17 protein-coding genes and 1 pseudogene are annotated in these 17,577 nt (G+C 67.7%); 10 read left to right on the top strand and 8 right to left on the bottom strand.

The window, feature by feature from the left end:
- Positions 1-142: 142 nt before the first annotated feature.
- Positions 143-1,414 (top strand): HAMP domain-containing sensor histidine kinase, encoded by a 1,272-nt coding sequence (locus KXV01_RS19120; RefSeq protein WP_049441349.1) that lies wholly within the window; start codon positions 143-145, stop codon positions 1,412-1,414.
- A 134-nt stretch (positions 1,415-1,548) separates the two neighbouring features.
- Here the strand turns inward: KXV01_RS19120 and KXV01_RS19115 are convergent, their stop codons facing one another.
- Positions 1,549-2,250, bottom strand: a complete 702-nt coding sequence (locus tag KXV01_RS19115) for an SGNH/GDSL hydrolase family protein (protein ID WP_049435680.1) — start codon at positions 2,248-2,250, stop codon at positions 1,549-1,551.
- A gap of 212 nt (positions 2,251-2,462) precedes the next feature.
- Between KXV01_RS19115 and KXV01_RS19110 the strand changes: the two genes are divergently transcribed.
- The 9 genes from KXV01_RS19110 (at position 2,463) to KXV01_RS19070 (ending at position 9,806) form a co-directional block, all read left to right on the top strand.
- Positions 2,463-2,858, top strand: coding sequence for a diacylglycerol kinase (locus KXV01_RS19110; protein WP_099495677.1), 396 nt, complete (start codon positions 2,463-2,465; stop codon positions 2,856-2,858).
- 33 nt (positions 2,859-2,891) lie between these two features.
- Positions 2,892-3,641: a TerC family protein gene (locus tag KXV01_RS19105; RefSeq protein ID WP_263468012.1), complete on the top strand. Its 750-nt coding sequence runs from the start codon at positions 2,892-2,894 to the stop codon at positions 3,639-3,641.
- A 229-nt stretch (positions 3,642-3,870) separates the two neighbouring features.
- Complete coding sequence (locus KXV01_RS19100; protein ID WP_263468011.1) at positions 3,871-5,031, top strand: MFS transporter; 1,161 nt, start codon at positions 3,871-3,873, stop codon at positions 5,029-5,031.
- A gap of 542 nt (positions 5,032-5,573) precedes the next feature.
- Positions 5,574-6,194: a LemA family protein gene (locus tag KXV01_RS19095; RefSeq protein ID WP_164284757.1), complete on the top strand. Its 621-nt coding sequence runs from the start codon at positions 5,574-5,576 to the stop codon at positions 6,192-6,194.
- 3 nt (positions 6,195-6,197) lie between these two features.
- On the top strand, positions 6,198-7,085 hold the full coding sequence (locus KXV01_RS19090; protein WP_263468010.1) for a TPM domain-containing protein: 888 nt from the start codon (positions 6,198-6,200) through the stop codon (positions 7,083-7,085).
- On the top strand, positions 7,085-7,579 hold the full coding sequence (locus KXV01_RS19085) for a TPM domain-containing protein (protein WP_099494709.1): 495 nt from the start codon (positions 7,085-7,087) through the stop codon (positions 7,577-7,579). Before KXV01_RS19090 ends, KXV01_RS19085 begins: the two co-directional genes overlap by 1 nt.
- 51 nt (positions 7,580-7,630) lie before the next feature.
- Entirely contained in the window at positions 7,631-8,518 is an 888-nt protein-coding gene (gene lgt, locus KXV01_RS19080) for a prolipoprotein diacylglyceryl transferase (RefSeq protein WP_099494710.1), read from the top strand.
- Positions 8,515-9,309: a thymidylate synthase gene (locus KXV01_RS19075; RefSeq protein ID WP_099494711.1), complete on the top strand. Its 795-nt coding sequence runs from the start codon at positions 8,515-8,517 to the stop codon at positions 9,307-9,309. The genes lgt and KXV01_RS19075 overlap by 4 nt, the downstream gene beginning before the upstream one ends.
- A gap of 5 nt (positions 9,310-9,314) precedes the next feature.
- Positions 9,315-9,806: a dihydrofolate reductase gene (locus KXV01_RS19070; RefSeq protein WP_099494712.1), complete on the top strand. Its 492-nt coding sequence runs from the start codon at positions 9,315-9,317 to the stop codon at positions 9,804-9,806.
- A 75-nt stretch (positions 9,807-9,881) separates the two neighbouring features.
- Here the strand turns inward: KXV01_RS19070 and KXV01_RS19065 are convergent, their stop codons facing one another.
- The 7 genes and pseudogenes from KXV01_RS19065 to lptD all read right to left on the bottom strand — a co-directional run bounded on the left by KXV01_RS19065 (position 9,882) and on the right by lptD (position 17,565).
- Positions 9,882-10,529, bottom strand: coding sequence for a DUF1287 domain-containing protein (locus KXV01_RS19065; protein ID WP_263468009.1), 648 nt, complete (start codon positions 10,527-10,529; stop codon positions 9,882-9,884).
- Entirely contained in the window at positions 10,526-11,548 is a 1,023-nt protein-coding gene (locus tag KXV01_RS19060; RefSeq protein WP_111201128.1) for a symmetrical bis(5'-nucleosyl)-tetraphosphatase, read from the bottom strand. Before KXV01_RS19060 ends, KXV01_RS19065 begins: the two co-directional genes overlap by 4 nt.
- Before the next feature lie 15 nt (positions 11,549-11,563).
- A complete protein-coding gene (apaG, locus tag KXV01_RS19055; protein ID WP_008268668.1) occupies positions 11,564-11,947 on the bottom strand; it encodes a Co2+/Mg2+ efflux protein ApaG in 384 nt (127 codons plus the stop codon).
- Between the two features lie 13 nt (positions 11,948-11,960).
- Entirely contained in the window at positions 11,961-12,764 is an 804-nt protein-coding gene (rsmA, locus tag KXV01_RS19050) for a 16S rRNA (adenine(1518)-N(6)/adenine(1519)-N(6))-dimethyltransferase RsmA (protein WP_049414494.1), read from the bottom strand.
- Entirely contained in the window at positions 12,761-13,741 is a 981-nt protein-coding gene (gene pdxA, locus KXV01_RS19045) for a 4-hydroxythreonine-4-phosphate dehydrogenase PdxA (protein ID WP_099487843.1), read from the bottom strand. The genes rsmA and pdxA overlap by 4 nt, the downstream gene beginning before the upstream one ends.
- Before the next feature lie 18 nt (positions 13,742-13,759).
- Positions 13,760-15,088: pseudogene (locus KXV01_RS19040) on the bottom strand (peptidylprolyl isomerase); the annotation flags it as partial.
- On the bottom strand, positions 15,085-17,565 hold the full coding sequence (lptD, locus tag KXV01_RS19035; RefSeq protein ID WP_080352929.1) for an LPS-assembly protein LptD: 2,481 nt from the start codon (positions 17,563-17,565) through the stop codon (positions 15,085-15,087). The pseudogene KXV01_RS19040 and the gene lptD, both read right to left, overlap by 4 nt.
- Between the last annotated feature and the right edge of the window lie 12 nt (positions 17,566-17,577).

Raw genomic sequence — 17,577 nt, 5'->3', positions numbered from 1 at the left:
CCTGTGCAGCATCAGGCCCGGCCGGGCAACGACCCCGCACCGGGCACGGATGACCGGCCGGCGTTGCCGCCGGTCATCCTCCGTGCACGACTACGGCGCAGCGCGCTGCCTATAATCGCAGCGCTCTGACCGGGACCCCGCAATGCCGCACGGCCTGCCGCGCAAGATCCGTATCGCCTTCATCCTGCAGGCAGTTCTGGCCAGCCTGGGCATCCTGCTCGGTGCCTGGCTGGTCTCGCTGGTGATCAAGCACAGCCTGGTCGGTGCCGCCCTGCGCGAGGAAGCGGCCTACTACTGGACGCTGCACGAGGCGTCGCCGGTGCAGCCGCCGCCCAACACCCACAACATCCGCGGCTACCTGCTGGAAAGCGGGCAGTCGGCACTGTCATTGCCGCCCAACCTGCGCACCCTGGAGCCTGGCTTCCACGAGCTGCCCCAGGACGACCAGCTGGTGCTGGTCGACGTGCGCCCTGCCGGTCGCCTGTACCTGGTGTTCCTGCGCTCGCGCGCGGAGATGCTGGCGTTCTGGTTCGGCATCGTGCCGGTGCTGCTGACCCTGTTGGCGGTGTATGGCGCCAGCTGGGTCACCTACCGTGCCTCCAAGCGACTGGTGTCGCCGGTGAACTGGCTGGCGCGGCGCGTCTCGCGCTGGGACCCGGGCCACCCCGAAGCGGCCGATCTGGAGCCGAACAAGCTGCCGGCGGACATGCAGGGCGAGACCCGGCAGCTGGCCGCTGCGCTGCATTCGCTGGCCAACCGGGTCAGCGCGCACGTCGCGCGCGAGCGCAACTTCACCCGCGATGCCAGCCATGAGCTGCGCACGCCGTTGACCGTCATCCGCGTGGCCAGCGACATGGCCCTGGGCGATGAAACCCTGCAGCCGCGCCTGCGCCGCAGCCTGCAGCGCATCCAGCGCGCCGGCCGTGACATGGAAGCGGTGATCGACGCGTTCCTGATCCTGGCCCGCGAGGCCGATGTCGAACCGCAGATCGAGCTGTTCGACGTCAACGACATCGTCCGCCACGAGGTGGACAATGCCAACGAGCTGCTGGGCAACCGGCCCGTATCGGTGCACCTGCACGGCGAAGGCCCGGTACAGCTGCACGCACCGCCGCGGGTGCTGCAGGTGGTGGTCAGCAACCTGGTGCGCAATGCCTGCAGCTACACCGACGAAGGGCGTATCGACGTGCACGTGCTCAATGACCGGGTGGTGGTGCGCGATACCGGCATCGGCATGTCCGCCGAGGCGCTGTCGCGCGCGTTTGAACCGTTCTACCGCGCCGAGCCGAGCCGTCCGCAGGGCACCGGCCTGGGCCTGTCGATCGTGCGCCGGCTGTGCGACCGCTTCGGCTGGAAGGTCAGCCTGGCCAGCGAGCCGGGCAAGGGCACCGAGGCCACGGTGGTATTCCGCTGACGCGGCACCTGCTGCCTCGGTAGATGCCGACCTTGGTCGGCGCTTTCAACAGGATTCACGCCGGTGCCCGATGCCAACCAAGGTTGGCATCGACCGGAAGGCGTGCGCGGGCGCGTTGCGGCGTCCGCAGTCCCTCAGTTGCAGTTGACCTTCGGCGCCAGCGCCCTGGTCCAGATTGCGTAACCGGCCGGGGTCATGTGCAGCATGTCCTCGCGGAACAGCGTCGCATCCGGCTGGCCATCGGCGCCGAGCATCGGCGTGTAGATGTCGGTGAAGCCGGTATTGGGCAGCCTCGCCAGTGCAGCCTTGATCAGCGTGTTGGCTTCGTTGATCGCCGGCAGCAGGTGCGCGCGCGACGGGCTCGGCTTGATCGACAGGTACTCCACTTTGGTCTTCGGCAGGTCGCGATGCACGCGTTGCACGAAGGCAACCACGTCGTCGCGCACCTGCACGGGGCTGCGGCCACTGTTGAGGTCGTTGTCACCCGCGTAGAAGAACACCTTGCAGGGCGCATACGGCACCACGATGCGGTCGGCGTACCAGGTGCTGTCGCGTACTTCCGAGCCGCCGAAGCCGCGGTTGAACACTGGCTGGCCAGGGAAGTCGGTGGCCAGGCTCTCCCAGAAGCGGATCGAGGAGCTGCCGATGAACTCGATGCCACCGCGCGGCGGCGGGTTGGACTGGTCGGCGCCGGCGAAGCGGGCCATGTCGCCGGCCCAGGCCACGTTGGAGACCTGTTCGGGCACCCGGGGCGACTTGGCCGGGCTCAGCGCCTGGGCCAGCGGTGCGGCAGTCAGCAGGCCCAGCATCAGCAGGCAGGTACGGCGACGGGACATCAGGCGCTCCAGCAGGCAAGGGGGCACCCATCATAGGAGCATGCCCGGGCCGGTGCTTGCCCCTGGCAGGCCTTTCAGCGGGCCGGCGCGGGCTGCGGTTGGCGGCCTTGTGGCAAAATGGCCGCCATCTGCCTATTCCTGTGCACCCATGATTCCCTGCCGTGCGTCTGAGCGGTCGCTGCGCCGCGCCCCCGTTGCTGGATATCCCACCCGTGGCTGATCAGTTCGGCCACCTGCCGCGCGGCCCGCGCCGCATCTTCCAGGCCGCCCGCTGGTCCTGGCAGGGCCTGCGCGCTGCCTGGCTGCACGAGTCCTCGTTCCGGCTTGAGGTCTACCTGCTGATCCTGCTGACGCCGGTCGCGGTCTGGCTGGGCCAGACGCCGGTCGAACGCGCGCTGCTGATCGGCTCGATGCTGCTGGTGCTGGCGATGGAGCTGGCCAACTCGGCCATCGAAGCGGTGATCGAACGCTACGGCAGCGAGATTCACGAGCTGGCCGGCCGCGCCAAGGACATGGGCTCGGCGGCGGTGTTCGTGCTGATGATGAACGTGCTGCTGTGCTGGGCCCTGGTCGTGGTTCCGCACGCGCTGGCCGGCACCTACGGCTGAAACCCCATTCCCCCACTGCCTTGAAGAGTTTCCATGTCCTTTGAGTTCCTCGCCGACCCCAATGCCTGGGTGACCCTGTTCACGCTCAGCGCGCTGGAAATCGTGCTCGGCATCGACAACCTGGTGTTCATTTCCATTGCCGTCAGCAAGCTGCCGGAAGAGCGCCGCCCGTTCGCCCGCAAGCTCGGCATCGCCGTGGCCTGCATCACCCGCATCGCGCTGCTGGTGTCGCTGGCCTACCTGGCACACATGTCGGCCAACCTGTTCACCGTGGCCGGCATGGGCATCTCCATCCGCGACCTGGTGCTGATCGTCGGTGGCCTGTTCCTGATCATCAAGGGCTACATGGAGATCAAGGAACTGATCACCGGTGGCGAAGACGAGAACCCGGCCACCAGCAAGGCGTCGGGCGTGTTCGGCATGGTCATCCTGCAGATCGCGATCATCGACATCGTGTTCTCGCTGGACTCGGTGATCACCGCCGTCGGCATCGCCGACCACATTCCGGTGATGGTCGCCGCGATCCTGCTGTCGGTGATGGTGATGCTGCTGGCCGCCAACCCGCTGGGCCGCTTCATCGATGCCAACCCGACCGTGAAGATGCTGGCGCTCGCCTTGATCCTGATGATCGGCGCGGTGCTGATCCTCGATGGCCTGGACGTACACGTGCCCAAGCCCTACATCTATGCCGCGATGGGCTTCTCGGTGCTGGTGGAGTGGCTGAACCTGCTGATGCGCCGCCGCGCCCGCGAGCACAACGTGCCGGGCGCCGGCAACTGGTAAGCGCGCCACAGGCGTGTGAGTCCCTCAGAACCCCCGGCATGCCGGGGGTTCTGCGTTGTGGGGGGAGGTTTGGCTCTGCAGCGGCACTGCGGTTTTTGCACTTGTGGCTGCGTTCCGGCCTCCACTTGTGAATCAGGATCAACAGTGTTTTCCCGGGGCGAGGCTTAATCCGGCGCAGCAAAGCGCGCAGGCTACGCACTCCCGATTCCCGCCCCCCCAGGACTCCCCCATGAATTCCAGAGCCGCCTTGCTGGCGCTTGCCGTTGGCGCCTTCGCCATCGGAACCACCGAGTTTGCCCCGATGGGCCTGTTGCCGGTCATCGCCGACGGCGTCGGCGTTGGCATCCCCACTGCGGGCATGCTGATCACCGCCTATGCCGTGGGCGTGATGCTGGGCGCGCCGGTGATGACCCTGCTGATGGGGCGTTTCGGCAAGCGCACCGCGCTGATGCTGCTGATGTCGATCTTCGTGGTCGGCAACCTGCTGTCCGCGCTGGCCCCGAACTACGGACTGCTGCTGATGTCGCGCCTGGTCACCAGCCTCAACCATGGTGCCTTCTTCGGCATTGGTGCGGTGGTCGCCGCCAGCCTGGTGCCGAAGGAAAAGCAGGTTGCGGCCGTGGCCACCATGTTCATGGGCCTGACCATTGCCAACATCGGCGGCGTGCCGCTGGCGACCTGGGTCGGCCAGCAGCTGGGCTGGCGCCTGTCCTTCGCCGGTACTGCGGCGCTGGGCCTGGTCGCGATCACTGCGCTGGGCCTGGCGCTGCCGGCGTCCGCACCGGGGCCGCGCCCGGACGTGCGCCGCGAACTGAAGGCGATCCTGCAGCCGCAGGTGCTGCTGGCGATGGCCACCACCGTGCTGGGCGCGGGCGCGATGTTCACGCTGTACACCTACGTCGCACCGGTGCTGACCGAGCTGACCGGTGCGTCCAATGCCTTCATCGCGATGTCGCTGGCCCTGATCGGCATCGGCTTCACCCTCGGCAACGGCATCGGCGGGCGCATGGCTGACTGGTCGCTCGATGGCGCCACCCGCATCCTGCTGGCTGCCCTGGCGGTGCTGATGTTCGTGCTGCCGCTGGCCTTCATGAGCCACGCCACTGCGGCGCTGGGTGTACTGCTGTTCGGTGCGGCGACCTTCGCCCTCGTGCCGCCGCTGCAGATCCGGGTGATGCAGGTGGCCAGCGAGGCGCCGGGCCTGGCGTCGTCGATCAACGTGGGTGCGTTCAACCTGGGCAATGCCGTGGGTGCCGCGCTGGGCGGTGCGGTGATCAGCTCGGGCCTGGGCTATGCCGCGATTCCGGTGGCCGGTGGCCTGCTGGCGGCATCGGGCCTGCTGCTGGCGTGGCTGGGGCGTCCCCGCACTGCGGTGGCTGAGGCCTGCTGAGGGGAGAGGGTTTCCGGCAGGGCTTGCAGCCCTGCACCCGCCGAATCAACGTCAACGTCAACGGCAAAAGCCTGCATTCCGTGGGTCGGCGGGGTGGGTCCGGTTGAGGGGGACGCTGCAAGTACGTCCATGTAAGCTCGGTCGCCGCATCCATGCGGCTCACGCCCCCTCAACCGGACCCACCCCGCCTTCGACAGATTCCCGCGATCTGTCGTAACGGCGTTCCGCTCTGGTAGGTGTCGACCTTGGTCGACACGAATGCCTGAAGAACCGGCTTTTGCTTTGTTTTTTTCTTTTGATCTTCCCGCGGTGCGCAGGAAACCGTATGAGGCCGGGCGGGTGGGCGTGGCGGGGTATCCGCGCCATGGATGGCGCGGCTAAGCCTCCAGGGACGGATTCACGGCGTCCCCCGCCATGTCCACCCGCCCGGACTACTCAGGCGATCCATGAGCATGGCCACCACGGAGGGGGCGGCGCCCGATGGCCGGTCTTTCACCCGAACCATGGCATGCTCGGCGCCAAGCCCACCCGGAACCTCCGCCATGCGCCTGTTCACCCGTGTCCTGCCCCTGATGCTGCTGGCCTGCCTGCTGTCCGGCTGCGGCTACAACGCCATCCAGCAGAAGGATGAGGCGGTCAAGGCCAGCTGGTCCGAAGTGCTCAACCAGTACAAGCGCCGCGCCGACCTGGTGCCCAACCTGGTGCAGACAGTCAAAGGTTTCGCCAGCCAGGAAGAGCGCGTGCTGACCGAAGTCACCAACGCCCGCTCGCGTGTCGGCCAGATCAACGTCAACGCCGACGACGAAGCCTCGCTCAAGCAGTTCCAGCAGGCCCAGGGCGAACTCGGCAGCGCGCTGTCGCGGCTGCTGGTGGTGACCGAGAACTACCCGGTGCTGAAGTCCGACCAGAACTTCCGCGACCTGCAGGCCCAGCTGGAAGGCACCGAAAACCGGATCACGGTTGCGCGTGGTCGTTACATCCAGCAGGTGCAGGACTACAACACCTACATCCGTTCGTTCCCGCAGGTGATCACCGCCAAGATCTTCGGCTACAAGACCAAGCCGAACTTCACCGTGGACAACGAAGCGCAGATCTCCAACGCACCGGCGGTGGATTTCGGCAACGCGCCGCAGCAGCAGCCGGCACCGCAGCCGGGCCACTGACCGATGCGCCTGGCCACTGCGCTGCTGGCCCTGCTGCTGTGGCTGCCGCTGGCGGCACAGGCCCAGCAGCTGGCGCCGGTTCCGGCGCTGGATTCGCCGGTGGTCGATACCACCGGCACGCTGGATGCTGCGCAGAAGCAGGCGCTGGTGCAGCAGGCGCTGGACCTGCAACAGCGCAAGGGCAGCCAGCTGCAGGTGCTGGTGGTACCCACCACCCAGCCGGAGGACATCGCGCAGTACACCACGCGGGTCTTCGACCAGTGGCAGATCGGCCGCAAGGGCGTGGATGACGGCGTGCTGCTGGTGGTGGCCAAGGAGGACCGGCGCGTGCGGATCGAGCCGGGTTACGGCCTGGAAGGCGCGATTCCCGATGCCATCGCCAACCGGGTCATCCAGGAGTACCTGGTGCCGCGCTTCCGCGCCGGCGACTACGCCGGGGGCATCACCGATGCCACCGCCGTGCTGGTCAAGCTGATCGATGGCGAAACGCTGCCGGCACCGGTCAGTGGCCATCGTGGGCGCGAGCCGGGTGCCGGCGGCGATGCCTGGTTTCTGGCGCTGTTCATCGGTGTGTTCGCCGGCAGCATCCTGCGCGGCGTGTTCGCGCGCGTGCCGCGCCCGCTGCGTGGCCTGCTCGGCGGCGCTGGCGCAGCCGTGGCGGCGTTCCTGTTCACCTCCACCCTGCTGGCCAGTGGCCTGGCCGGCGTGGTTGGCCTGATCGTGGCGATGCTGTCCGGCCATCCGGGGCGCTTTGCCGGCGGTGGTGGCTGGGGCGGCGGCAGCTGGGGCGGGGGAGGCGGCTTCGGCGGTGGTGGTGGATTCGGCGGTGGTGGCGGCTGGGGCGGCGGCGGTGGCCGTTCCGGTGGCGGTGGCGCTTCGGGAGGCTGGTGATGATCCAACGTCTGTTCCGCCATGTATTCTCGCCCTCGGTGCGGCGTGCCTTCCCGCCAGCCACGCTGCAGGCGATCACCGAGGCCATCGCCGCCGGTGAGCAGCGCCACGGCGGTCAGGTGATGTTCGCTGTGGAGGCCGATCTGCCGCTGGCCGCGTTGTGGCACAAGGTCACCCCGAGGCAGGCCGCCGAGCATGCCTTCGCACGCCTGCGCACCTGGGATACCGCCCACAACAACGGCGTGCTGATCTACCTGCTGCTGGCCGACCATGCCATCGAGATCGTCGCCGACCGAGGCCTGCATGGCCGGGTCAGCCCGGCGCAGTGGCAGCGGGTCTGCACCCATCTGCGCGAGGGCCTGCGTGGTTCCAATCCGGTGGAAGCGCTGCAGGATGCCATCGACGAGGTCTCCAGCCTGATCGAAGGGCACTTTCCGGCCTCGACGCGGTCGAACGATGACGCGTTGCCGAACTCGCCCCAGCTTCTTGGTTGAGCCGGGGCGGCACTGGCCCGAGAATAGGCGTTCAACCGCAAGGCACCTTCCATGATCTATTTCCACGACATCGACCCCATCGCCCTCTCGCTGGGGCCGATCAAGGTGCACTGGTACGGCATCATGTACCTGCTCGGCTTCACTGCGGCCTGGCTGCTGGGCCGCACGCGCATCGCGGCCGGGCGCCTGCCGGGCGTCGATGCCAACGGCTTCTCCGACCTGTTGTTCTACGCCATGCTCGGCGTGGTGCTGGGCGGCCGCATCGGCTACATGCTGTTCTACGCGCTGGGCGATTTCCTGCACAACCCGCTGCTGCTGTTCAAGGTGTGGGACGGTGGCATGAGCTTCCATGGCGGCCTGCTGGGCGTGCTGGGTGCCTGCTGGTGGTGGTCGCGCAAGCACGCGCTGCACTTCTTCGACACCATGGATTTCATGGCGCCGCTGGTACCGCTGGGCCTGGGTTTTGGTCGCATCGGCAACTTCATCGGCGCCGAGCTGTGGGGCAAGTACACCGACGGCACGTGGGGCGTGGTGTTCCCGTCGGGCCTGCCGGCGCCGCTGAACCAGTTGGACCACGCGACCCTGCAGGCGCAGTTCGCCACCGGCGCGCTGAACCAGTTCGCCCGCCATCCCTCGCAGCTGTATGAAGCGTTCCTGGAAGGCCTGGTGATGTTCGTGGTGCTGTGGACGGTGTCGGCCAGGCCGCGCCACCGTTATCTGGTCGGCGGCCTGTTCGCGCTGATGTACGGCCTGTTCCGCTTCGCCGTCGAATTCGTACGCATGCCCGACAACGGCGTCTACGTGGCCTTCGACTGGCTGACCCGTGGTCAGATCCTCAGCCTGCCGCTCATCGCCTTCGGCCTGGTGCTGCTGGCGATGTCGCGCCGCGCGCCGGTGCTGCAGCCGCAACCGGTGATGGCTGCGGAGGGCAAGGCATGAAGGCCTACCTGGACCTGCTCGCGCATGTGCTGGAACATGGCGCGCAGAAGAGCGACCGCACCGGCACCGGCACCCGCAGCGTGTTCGGCTGGCAGATGCGCTTCGACCTCAATGAAGGTTTCCCGCTGGTCACCACCAAGAAGCTGCACCTGCGCTCGATCATCCACGAGCTGCTGTGGTTCCTGAAGGGCGATACCAACATCGGCTACCTGAAGGACAACCAGGTACGCATCTGGGACGAGTGGGCCGACGAGAACGGCGACCTCGGTCCGGTCTACGGCAAGCAGTGGCGCAGCTGGGCCACCGCCGATGGCCGCGAGATCGACCAGATGCAGTGGCTGGTGGACGAGATCAAGCGCAACCCCGATTCGCGCCGGCTGGTGGTCAGCGCCTGGAACGTGGGCGAGCTTTCGCAGATGGCGCTGATGCCGTGCCACAACCTGTTCCAGTTCTACGTGGTGGACGGCAAGCTCAGCTGCCAGCTCTACCAGCGCAGCGGCGACATCTTCCTCGGCGTGCCGTTCAACATCGCCAGCTATGCGCTGCTGACCCACATGGTGGCGCAGGCCACCGGCCTGGGCGTGGGCGACTTTGTGCATACGCTGGGCGACGCGCACCTGTATTCGAACCACTTCGAGCAGGCGCGCGAGCAGCTTTCGCGTGAACCGCGCGCGCTGCCGAGGCTGTGGTTGAACCCGGAGGTGACCGACCTGTTCGGCTTCCGGTTCGACGACATCCGCATCGACGGCTATGACCCGCACCCGGCGATCAAGGCGCCGGTGGCGGTGTGAGTGCCATGAAGCTCTCGATGATCGTGGCGCTGGACCGCAACTGGGGCATCGGCCAGGGCAATGCCATGCCCTGGCACCTGCCGGATGATTTCAAGCACTTCAAGGCGCTCACCCTGGGCAAGCCGATCCTGATGGGGCGCAGGACGGCCGAGTCGATCGGCCGCGTACTGCCGGGGCGGACCAACCTGGTGCTGACCCGCAGCGGCCAGGTGCCGTTCGCGGGCATGCGCGCGGTGGCGTCGCTGGACGAGGCGAAGGCGATTGCCGAAGGCGAGGGCGCCAGCGAGCTGTGCATCATCGGCGGCGGTGAGATTTTCCGTCAGCTGCTCGACCAGGCCAGCGACCTGTACCTGACCTGGGTCGATGCCGAAGTCCCCGCGGATACCCATTTCCCCGAGGTGGACGTGCAGGACTGGCGGGAAGTGAGCAGCGAGCCGCACCCGGCCGACGAACGCCATGCCTACGCGTTCCGCTTCGTGCACTACGTGCGCCGCTGAGGATGGTTTCCTGTAGAGCCGAGCCATGCTCGGCTGCTGTTGCCTGACCCCTCCCGTAGGTGAGCGTGGCCCTGCCTACGGCATGCGGTAGTGCCCGATGATCGCGTGCTGGAACAGCAGGTTCTCTTCACGCGTGCCGCGTGCGATGTTGTGCAGCACCAGCGGTGTGCCATTGGCCAGCCTCCGGTCGGAGACGATGCCGACATGCAGCAGACCGTTGCCGTTGAGCTTCCAGGCCACGATGTCACCGGCCGCATAGTCGGCGGCGAGGGCGGTGATCGGTTGCTGCCAGCCCTGCCGTTCGAACCAGCGCATCAGGTTCGGTACGCGGCGATGATCAATGTTGCGGTCCGGTCGTGACAGGCCCCAGATCGCCGGATAGGCGCTGAAGTTGCCGCGCATGTCTTCGTGCAGGCGCGCCTGCAGGTCCAGGCCCTGGCTGCGCAGGGCGCGCACCACCACGTCGGTGCACACGCCGCGATCAAGCGGGACGTCGCCGCCAGGATAGGACAGGACCTGGTAGGCGGGATCGTAACGGGTGGTGACGCCGATCTGCGCGCGCGCTGCAGCCACCAGTGGCGGCGAAGGCGCCTGTGGCTGCGATGGCGTGGCGGCGGCATTTCCGCCGCCGGTGGGAGCCGGGGCCGAAGCAGGCTGGCAGCCGCTGGCCAGGGCCAGCGTCAGCAGCAGCACCCTCCATGGTGCCCAGCCGCGTCGCGTCATGCCTGCGGCGCGGCGCCGTTGTTGTGGGGTCCACCGGAGCCCCCACCGCCACCACCTCGACGGCGACGACGGCGCGGACCACGGTTGCCCGGGTTGGCAGCAGCGGCGTTGCCGCCGCCCGGTTCCTTGCCCTGCACCGCAGCGGCGGGGCGCTCGTGCGCCGGTCGCGCCGGCGGGCGGGCGTGGGGTACGGGTGCCGGTACATCGCGGCCCGGCACCTGCACCACGCGCAGCTCGTCGGTATCGAGCTGGATCGCGGTCAGCTTGCCGCCCCAGACTGCGCCGGTGTCGATGGCGTGCACGCCCTGGGTGATGGTCAGGCCCAGCGCCGACCAGTGGCCGCAGACGATCTTGAGGTCGCGCTCGACCCGGCCCGGTACTTCGAACCAGGGGTAGAGTCCCTGTTCCTGCGTGCCGGGGGTGCCCTTGTCCTCGATGCCGATGCGCCCGCGCGGGGTGCAGTAGCGCATGCGGGTGAGCACGTTGATGATCGCGCGCGAACGGTCGTAGCCGGACAGGTTCGGCGCCCAGCTTGGCTTGTCGCCGTACATGTTGCGGAACAGCTTGCGGTAGCCGGCGCCGTGCAGCTGCACCTCGACTTCGGCAGCGTGCTTCTCTGCCATCTGCGTGGTCCACTTCGGCGCCAGGCCGGCGTGCACCATCATCCAGCCCAGCTCGCGATCCACATGCACCAGCTTCTGCAGGCGCAGCCAGTCCAGCAGTTCGTCGCGGTCCTCGGCCTGCACGATGCGCAGCAGGTCCGGGTTGACCTTGCGCTGCTCCTCTTCGGTGCGTGCACCGACGGCCAGCAGCGAAAGATCATGGTTGCCCAGCACCACCACGCTGTGCTCGCGCAGCGAATGCACCAGCCGCAGCGTTTCCAGCGACTGGCCGCCACGGTTGACCAGGTCGCCGCAGAACCACAGGGTGTCCTGCGCCGGGTCGAAGCGGATCTTCTCCAGCAACCGCTGGGTAACGTCGTAGCAGCCCTGCAGGTCGCCGATCGCCCACACACTCATCGTTCGGCCTCCGTGTCAGTGCAGGGTACGCGGCACGGCCAGCACGAACGGTGCGACCGGCGCGGCAAATTCGGTGCCATCGTCGGCGACCATGTCGTAGTGCCCCTGCATCGTCCCGTGATCGGTCCCCAGCATGACACCGGACGTGTAACGGAAGTCTTCACCGGGGCGCAGCCGCGGCTGCTCGCCGATCACCCCGTCGCCATCGACATGCTCGACACGGCCGTTGGCATCGGTGATGCGCCAGTGGCGTGCGACCAGGCGTGCGGCGACCCGCCCCTGGTTGTGGATGCGGATCGTGTAGGCGAACGCAAAGCGACCGTCTTCCGGCGCGGATTGATCGTCGAGGAAGCGTGGCGCGACTTCGACGGAGATGGCATATACGTCAGCGTCTTCCATACCGGCAGTGTAATCAGGAGGCATTGGCCAAAGCGATGAATTCGGCCACGTCCAGCTGTTCGGCGCGGGCATCGGGACGCACGCCGGCGGCGATGAACTGCTCGGCGGACACCACGTTGTTCAGGGCATTGCGCAGGGTCTTGCGGCGCTGCCCGAAGGCGGCCTTGACCACCTCGGCGAAGCGCGTGTGGTCGTTGATGTTGATCGAGGCCGGATCCCGCGGCACCAGCCGCACCACGGCCGAATCGACCTTCGGCGGCGGCCGGAACGCGCCCGGCGGCACCACGAACAGCGAGGTCACCTGGCAGTAGGCCTGCAGCATCACGCTGAGGCGGCCATACACCTTGCTGCCGGGGCCGGCGGCCATGCGGTCGACCACTTCCTTCTGCAGCATGAAGTGCATGTCGCGGATCACCGCGGCATGCTCCAGCGCGTGGAACAGGATGGGCGAGGAGATGTTGTAGGGCAGGTTGCCGACCAGGCGGATCGGCTGGCCGTCGGCCAGTTCGGTGAGGTCCACGCGCAGCACGTCGCGATGGACGATGGTCAGCTCGCCCAGCGGCTCGGCGGCAGCGGTCAGTGGCGCGATCAGGTCGCGGTCGAACTCGATCACCGTCAGCTTCGGGTGCACGCGCAGCAGCGGCAGGGTGATGGCGCCCTGGCCGGGTCCGATCTCGACCAGGCGGTCACCATCTTTCGGATTGACCGCCATCACGATCTTGTCGATGTAGTGGCGATCGGCCAGGAAATGCTGGCCAAGCTGCTTCTTGGCCGGTGCGGTGAACACTGGGCCGGAGGGGGAATGCGGGGAATTCATGCGCTCAGTGTACGTTGCCGCGCCAGCTGCGCACACAGCGTCGTTGCCGCCTGCAGGCTGGAAGGATCGGCGATGCCGCGGCCGGCCAGGTCCAGCGCGGTGCCATGGTCGACCGCCACGCGCGGGTAGGGCAGGCCCAGGGTCAGGTTCACCGCCTGCTCGAAGCCGGAATACTTCAGCACCGGCAGGCCCTGGTCGTGGTACATCGCCAGCACGGTGTCGAAACCGGCCAGCTTGGCCGGCAGGAAGGCGGTGTCGGCCGGCAGCGGCCCGACCAGGTCCATGCCCTCCGCACGCAGGCGCTGCAGCAGCGGGATGACCAGGTCCAGTTCTTCGCGGCCCAGGTGGCCGTCTTCGCCGGCATGCGGGTTCAGGCCGAGCACCGCGATGCGCGGCGCAGGCAGGCCGAACTCGCGGCGCAGCGCGGCATGCACCGTGCGCAGGGTGTGTTCCAGGCTGGGCGCGGTGATCGCATCGGCCACCTCGCGCAGCGGCAGGTGGGTGGTGGCCAGCGCAACGCGGACAATGTGATTGGCCAGCATCATCACCACCTTCACTCCGGCCTGGTCGGCCAGCAGTTCAGTGGTACCGCTGTAGGCAATGCCGCCTTCGTTGATGACTGCCTTGTGTACCGGGCCGGTCACCACACCGTGCAGCTCACCGGACAGGCAGGCCTGGCCGGCGCCGAGCAGGGCACCGATGACCGCGCTGGCATTGGCCGGATCGGCCTGGCCGAAGTGGCTGGGCGCCGCGTTGCGGACGGCGCGCAGGCGCAGATCGCCCGGGGCGCGTGCTTCGGCGTCCTCGGGCAGCAGTTGCAGGGGCAGGTTCAGCGCGGCTGCGGCCGCGCGCAGGGTGTCCGGGTCGGCGAAGGCCAGCAGCCGGCAATCTTCACGCGGCTGCTGGACGAGGCGGACACACAGCTCCGGGCCGATCCCAGCGGGCTCGCCCGGTACCAGAGCGAGCTCGGGGCGCATCGGTCAGGACTGCGGCGGAGTGGCGGTGTTTTCCGCGCGGTCGCCGCTGCGGAAACTGACGTAGGCTTCGCCACGCAGTTCCTGCAGGAAGCGGTTGTACTCGTCTTCCAGCTTGCGACGGCCGATGGTTTCGCGGACCTGGGCACGCTGGTTGTCGGTGGTCACGTCGGTCTGGCGGGTCGCCACGCGCTGCACGATGTGCCAACCGGCGTCGGTGCGGAACGGCTGGCTGACGCCACCATCCTGCAGGCCACTCACCTGCTGGCCGAAGGCCGGGCCGAACGCGTCAGCCGGGAACCAGCCGAGATCACCACCCTGGCCCTTGCTGTTGTTGTCCTCGGAGGACTCCCTGGCAACGGTCTGGAAGTCGGCGCCGCCGGCAATGCGGGCACGCAGGGTGTCGATCTTGGCCTTGGCAGCGGCATCGGTCTGGTGGTCGTCCACGCGGACCAGGATGTGGCGGCCGTGGAACTCGGTAACCGTCTGCTCACCGGCGGCGGAACTGCTGTCACGCACTTCCACCAGCTTCAGCAGCTGGAAGCCGCTCGGGCCGCGGATCGGGCCGACCACTTCGCCCGGCTTCATCTTTTCCATCAACTGGGCAAAGGCCTGCGGGATTTCATCCAGGCTGCGCCAGCCCAGATCGCCGCCTTCCAGTGCGTTCGGGCTGTCCGAATAGCGCACGGCCGCCGCGTTGAAGTCGAGCTCGCCCTTGTCCAGCAGGGCCTTCACGCCATCGGCCTTCTTCTGGCCGGTGGCGATCTGGTCGGCGTTGGCACCGTCGGGCAGGGCGATCAGGATGTGCGCCAGGTGGTACTGGTTGCCTACCGTGGCCTGCTGCTTCAGCGCGGCGTCGACTTCACCCTCGCTGACGCTGATGCGGCTCTGCGCGAAGCTCTGGCGCAGGCGCTGCACGGTGATCTCGTCACGCACCGACGCGCGGAAATCGTTGAAATCGATACCGTCCTGAGCCAGGCGCTGGCGCAGGGCATCCAGGTTCGAACCGTTCTGCTGGGCGATGGCGTTCATCGCCTGGTTCAGCTCCTGGTCGCTGACACGGATGCCGCTGCCCTGGGCGCGGGCCACCTGCAGCTTGACCAGCACCAGGCGTTCGAGCACCTGGCGGCTGAGCACGTCTTCCGGCGGCAGCTGGTTTTCACGGCCGGCGTACTGCGCCTTGATGTTGGCGATCGCGCGCTGGAGCTCGCTCTGCAGGATCACGTCCTCATCGACGACGGCAGCGATGCGGTCAAGCGGCTGCGCCTCCTGGGCAAGCACCTGCAGGGGGGCGGACACGCTGGACACCGCCAGCAGCGAGGCGAGAAGAACGGGGAAGCGCTTGGTCATGGGATCAGGTTCGGATCGTAGTCATCCCGGGTCGCCCCGGTGTTGCTCGGCGGCACGAGATAGAGGTCGTCGCGGTTGTAGCCGAGGATAGCACGGCGCAGGGTACGGTCCGTGTCCTGCCCCAGGGAGCTCAGGCCCTTGAGCACGAACTCCAGCTGGATGGCGTTGTTCATCTCGCCTTCGCGGTTGCGGACGTAACGGCGGGCGACCGCACGCACGGCCAGGCAGCAGCTGTCCCACTGGACGCCGGCGATGATTTCCAGCGGTTCCTTGTCCTGCAGCGAGTAGTAGTAGCGGCCGACCAGGCTCCAGCGCGCATTCAGCGGGTACAGGAATGACAGGTCGGCCTGTTCCAGCAGGGTACGGTCGTGCTTGTTGGCGGTGGCCGGGGCGCCCGAGTTGATGCGGTAGCGGTAGCTGAGGTTGATCACGCCATCGTTGGGCATCAGGTAGCGGGCACGGACGCTGGCCAGATCCTCGCGCTTGTACTTCGGGTCCCACTGGTAGGTGGCACCCAGGGTCCAGCGGTCGTTGATCATGTAGTTGCCGTCGGCGATCCACGCCGACTTGCCCTTTTCCACCGGCGCGCCGCCCGGGGTGACGGTCACCCGCGACTCGTCGAAGTACTGGATCTGGCCGATGGCAGCCGAGAAGCGTTCCTTGCCGGTGGTCTGGTCGATGAAGCGGGTGCCCAGTGCCAGGGTCAGCTGGTTGGCATCGTTCTGGCGGTCGGCGCCGGTGTAGCGCGAGTCGCGGAACAGCTGGCCCCAGCTGAAGGTGAAGTCACGGGTATCGAAGATCGGCAGCTCGTCCTGGTTGCGGTACGGCGTGCGCAGGTAGAACAGGCGCGGTTCCAGCGTGTGCAGGAATGACTTGCCGCCGATGGTGGTCTCGCGATCGAAGAACAGGCCGGCGTCGATGCTGCCGATCGGGAGGCTGCGGCTGGGCGATTTGTTGCCGCGCAGCTGCTCCGGCGTGGCGGTGTTCGGGTCGATGCCCTGCGAGGCCAGCACGTTGCGGCGGACGCTGTCAGCGAGGCCCTGGTCCAGGTCGTAGCCGGTGTAGCGGTAGGCCAGGGTCGGGGTGACGTACCAGGCCGCGCCACTGATCGGGAACGACACGTACGGCTTCACGTCCAGGCGCGAGCCGCCGTACATGCGCTGGGTCTGGCCGTTGCGCGTGTACTGCAGGTCGGGCCCCGCATCGGCGCCGTACTTGAAGTTGATGTCGTCGTGGGTGAAGCGCACGGCTTCGGCATAGATGCCGGTTTCCAGCCACGGCAGGACCGGCTTGTCCCAGTTGAGGTACAGGCGCGGCTGGCGGTTGTACGGCAGCGCGCTTTCATTGAGCGTGTAGTCGGTCAGCTGCCAGCGGTCGGCCATGATGCCGGCCGTCCAGTTCCTGCCGGTGCCGTACAGGCCCACGGTGCTCTGCAGGTTCGAGGCAGTCACCCCGACCAGGCGGTTGGCGAAGTCCTCGACATAGCGCTCGTCACTGACCCAGGCCAGGTTGGCGCGGGCCTGCCAGTGGCTGTCCACGTTGTGGTAACCGCTGAACATCACCCGGCCGCGGTCGCGGTCGCGCAGCTTGTCATTGGGCATGAACGCGGTCAGCAGTTCGCCGCGGCCGCCGTTGTAGAGATAGCGGAACTCGTTGTCGAGCATCAGGCCGCGCCGGCTCATGTAGCGCGGGGTCAACGTGTCGTCGTAGTTCGGCGCCAGGTTGAAGTAGATCGGCTGTGCGTAGTCGAAACCGTTGCGTCCGGACATGCCCAGCTGCGGGAACAGCAGGCCGGTCTTGCGCCGGTCATCGATCGGGAACTTGAAGTACGGTGCCCACAGCACCGGCACCTTGCCGATCCGCAGCACGGCGTTGCGGGCGGTACCGAAGCCCTCGTCGTTGTCCACTTCGATCTGCGGCGCCGACAGCTTCCACACCGGCTGTGACGGGTCGCAGGTGGTGTAGGTGGAGCGGTGCATCTGGCCGACCGCGCCCTGCAGGTCGACCGACTCGGCATCGCCGTTGCCGCGGCGCGACACCAGCTGGTACTTGATGTCGGTGATCTTGTGGGTGTCGCTTTCCTGGTTGCCCTCGGCGCGCTTGGCGACCATGCGGATCGAGGAGTCCTGGTAGCGGACATTGCCGTCGGCGATGTAGTTGCCGCTCTCGGTATCGAAGCTGAGCTTGTCGGTGCCGACGAACTGGTCGCCGCGGCGCAGGGCCACGTTGCCTTCGTACTGCGGCACGGTGGTCGTGCCCAGCAGCTGGTCACCCTCGATGTCGGTCGGCTGCTGCTCGCGCGCAGCGCTGGCGGCGGCCTTGTCCTGCCCCGGGACCGGGGTGGGGGCATCGGTGAACGCGGGAATCACGTCGGTAGCCGGGCACAGGCCCCAGTTGAGCGGCTTTTCATCGGCCATTGCCGGCAGGCAGATGGCGATGCTCAGAGGCAGGGGAAGCAGGCGGAGGGCTCGGCGCACGCGGTTCGGATT

The organism is Stenotrophomonas sp. Ps181 (genome assembly GCF_025697425.1).
Lineage (GTDB): Bacteria > Pseudomonadota > Gammaproteobacteria > Xanthomonadales > Xanthomonadaceae > Stenotrophomonas > Stenotrophomonas sepilia.
The sequence above is the reverse complement of the archived record's forward strand: the minus strand, read 5'-3'. Positions and strand labels throughout refer to the sequence as shown.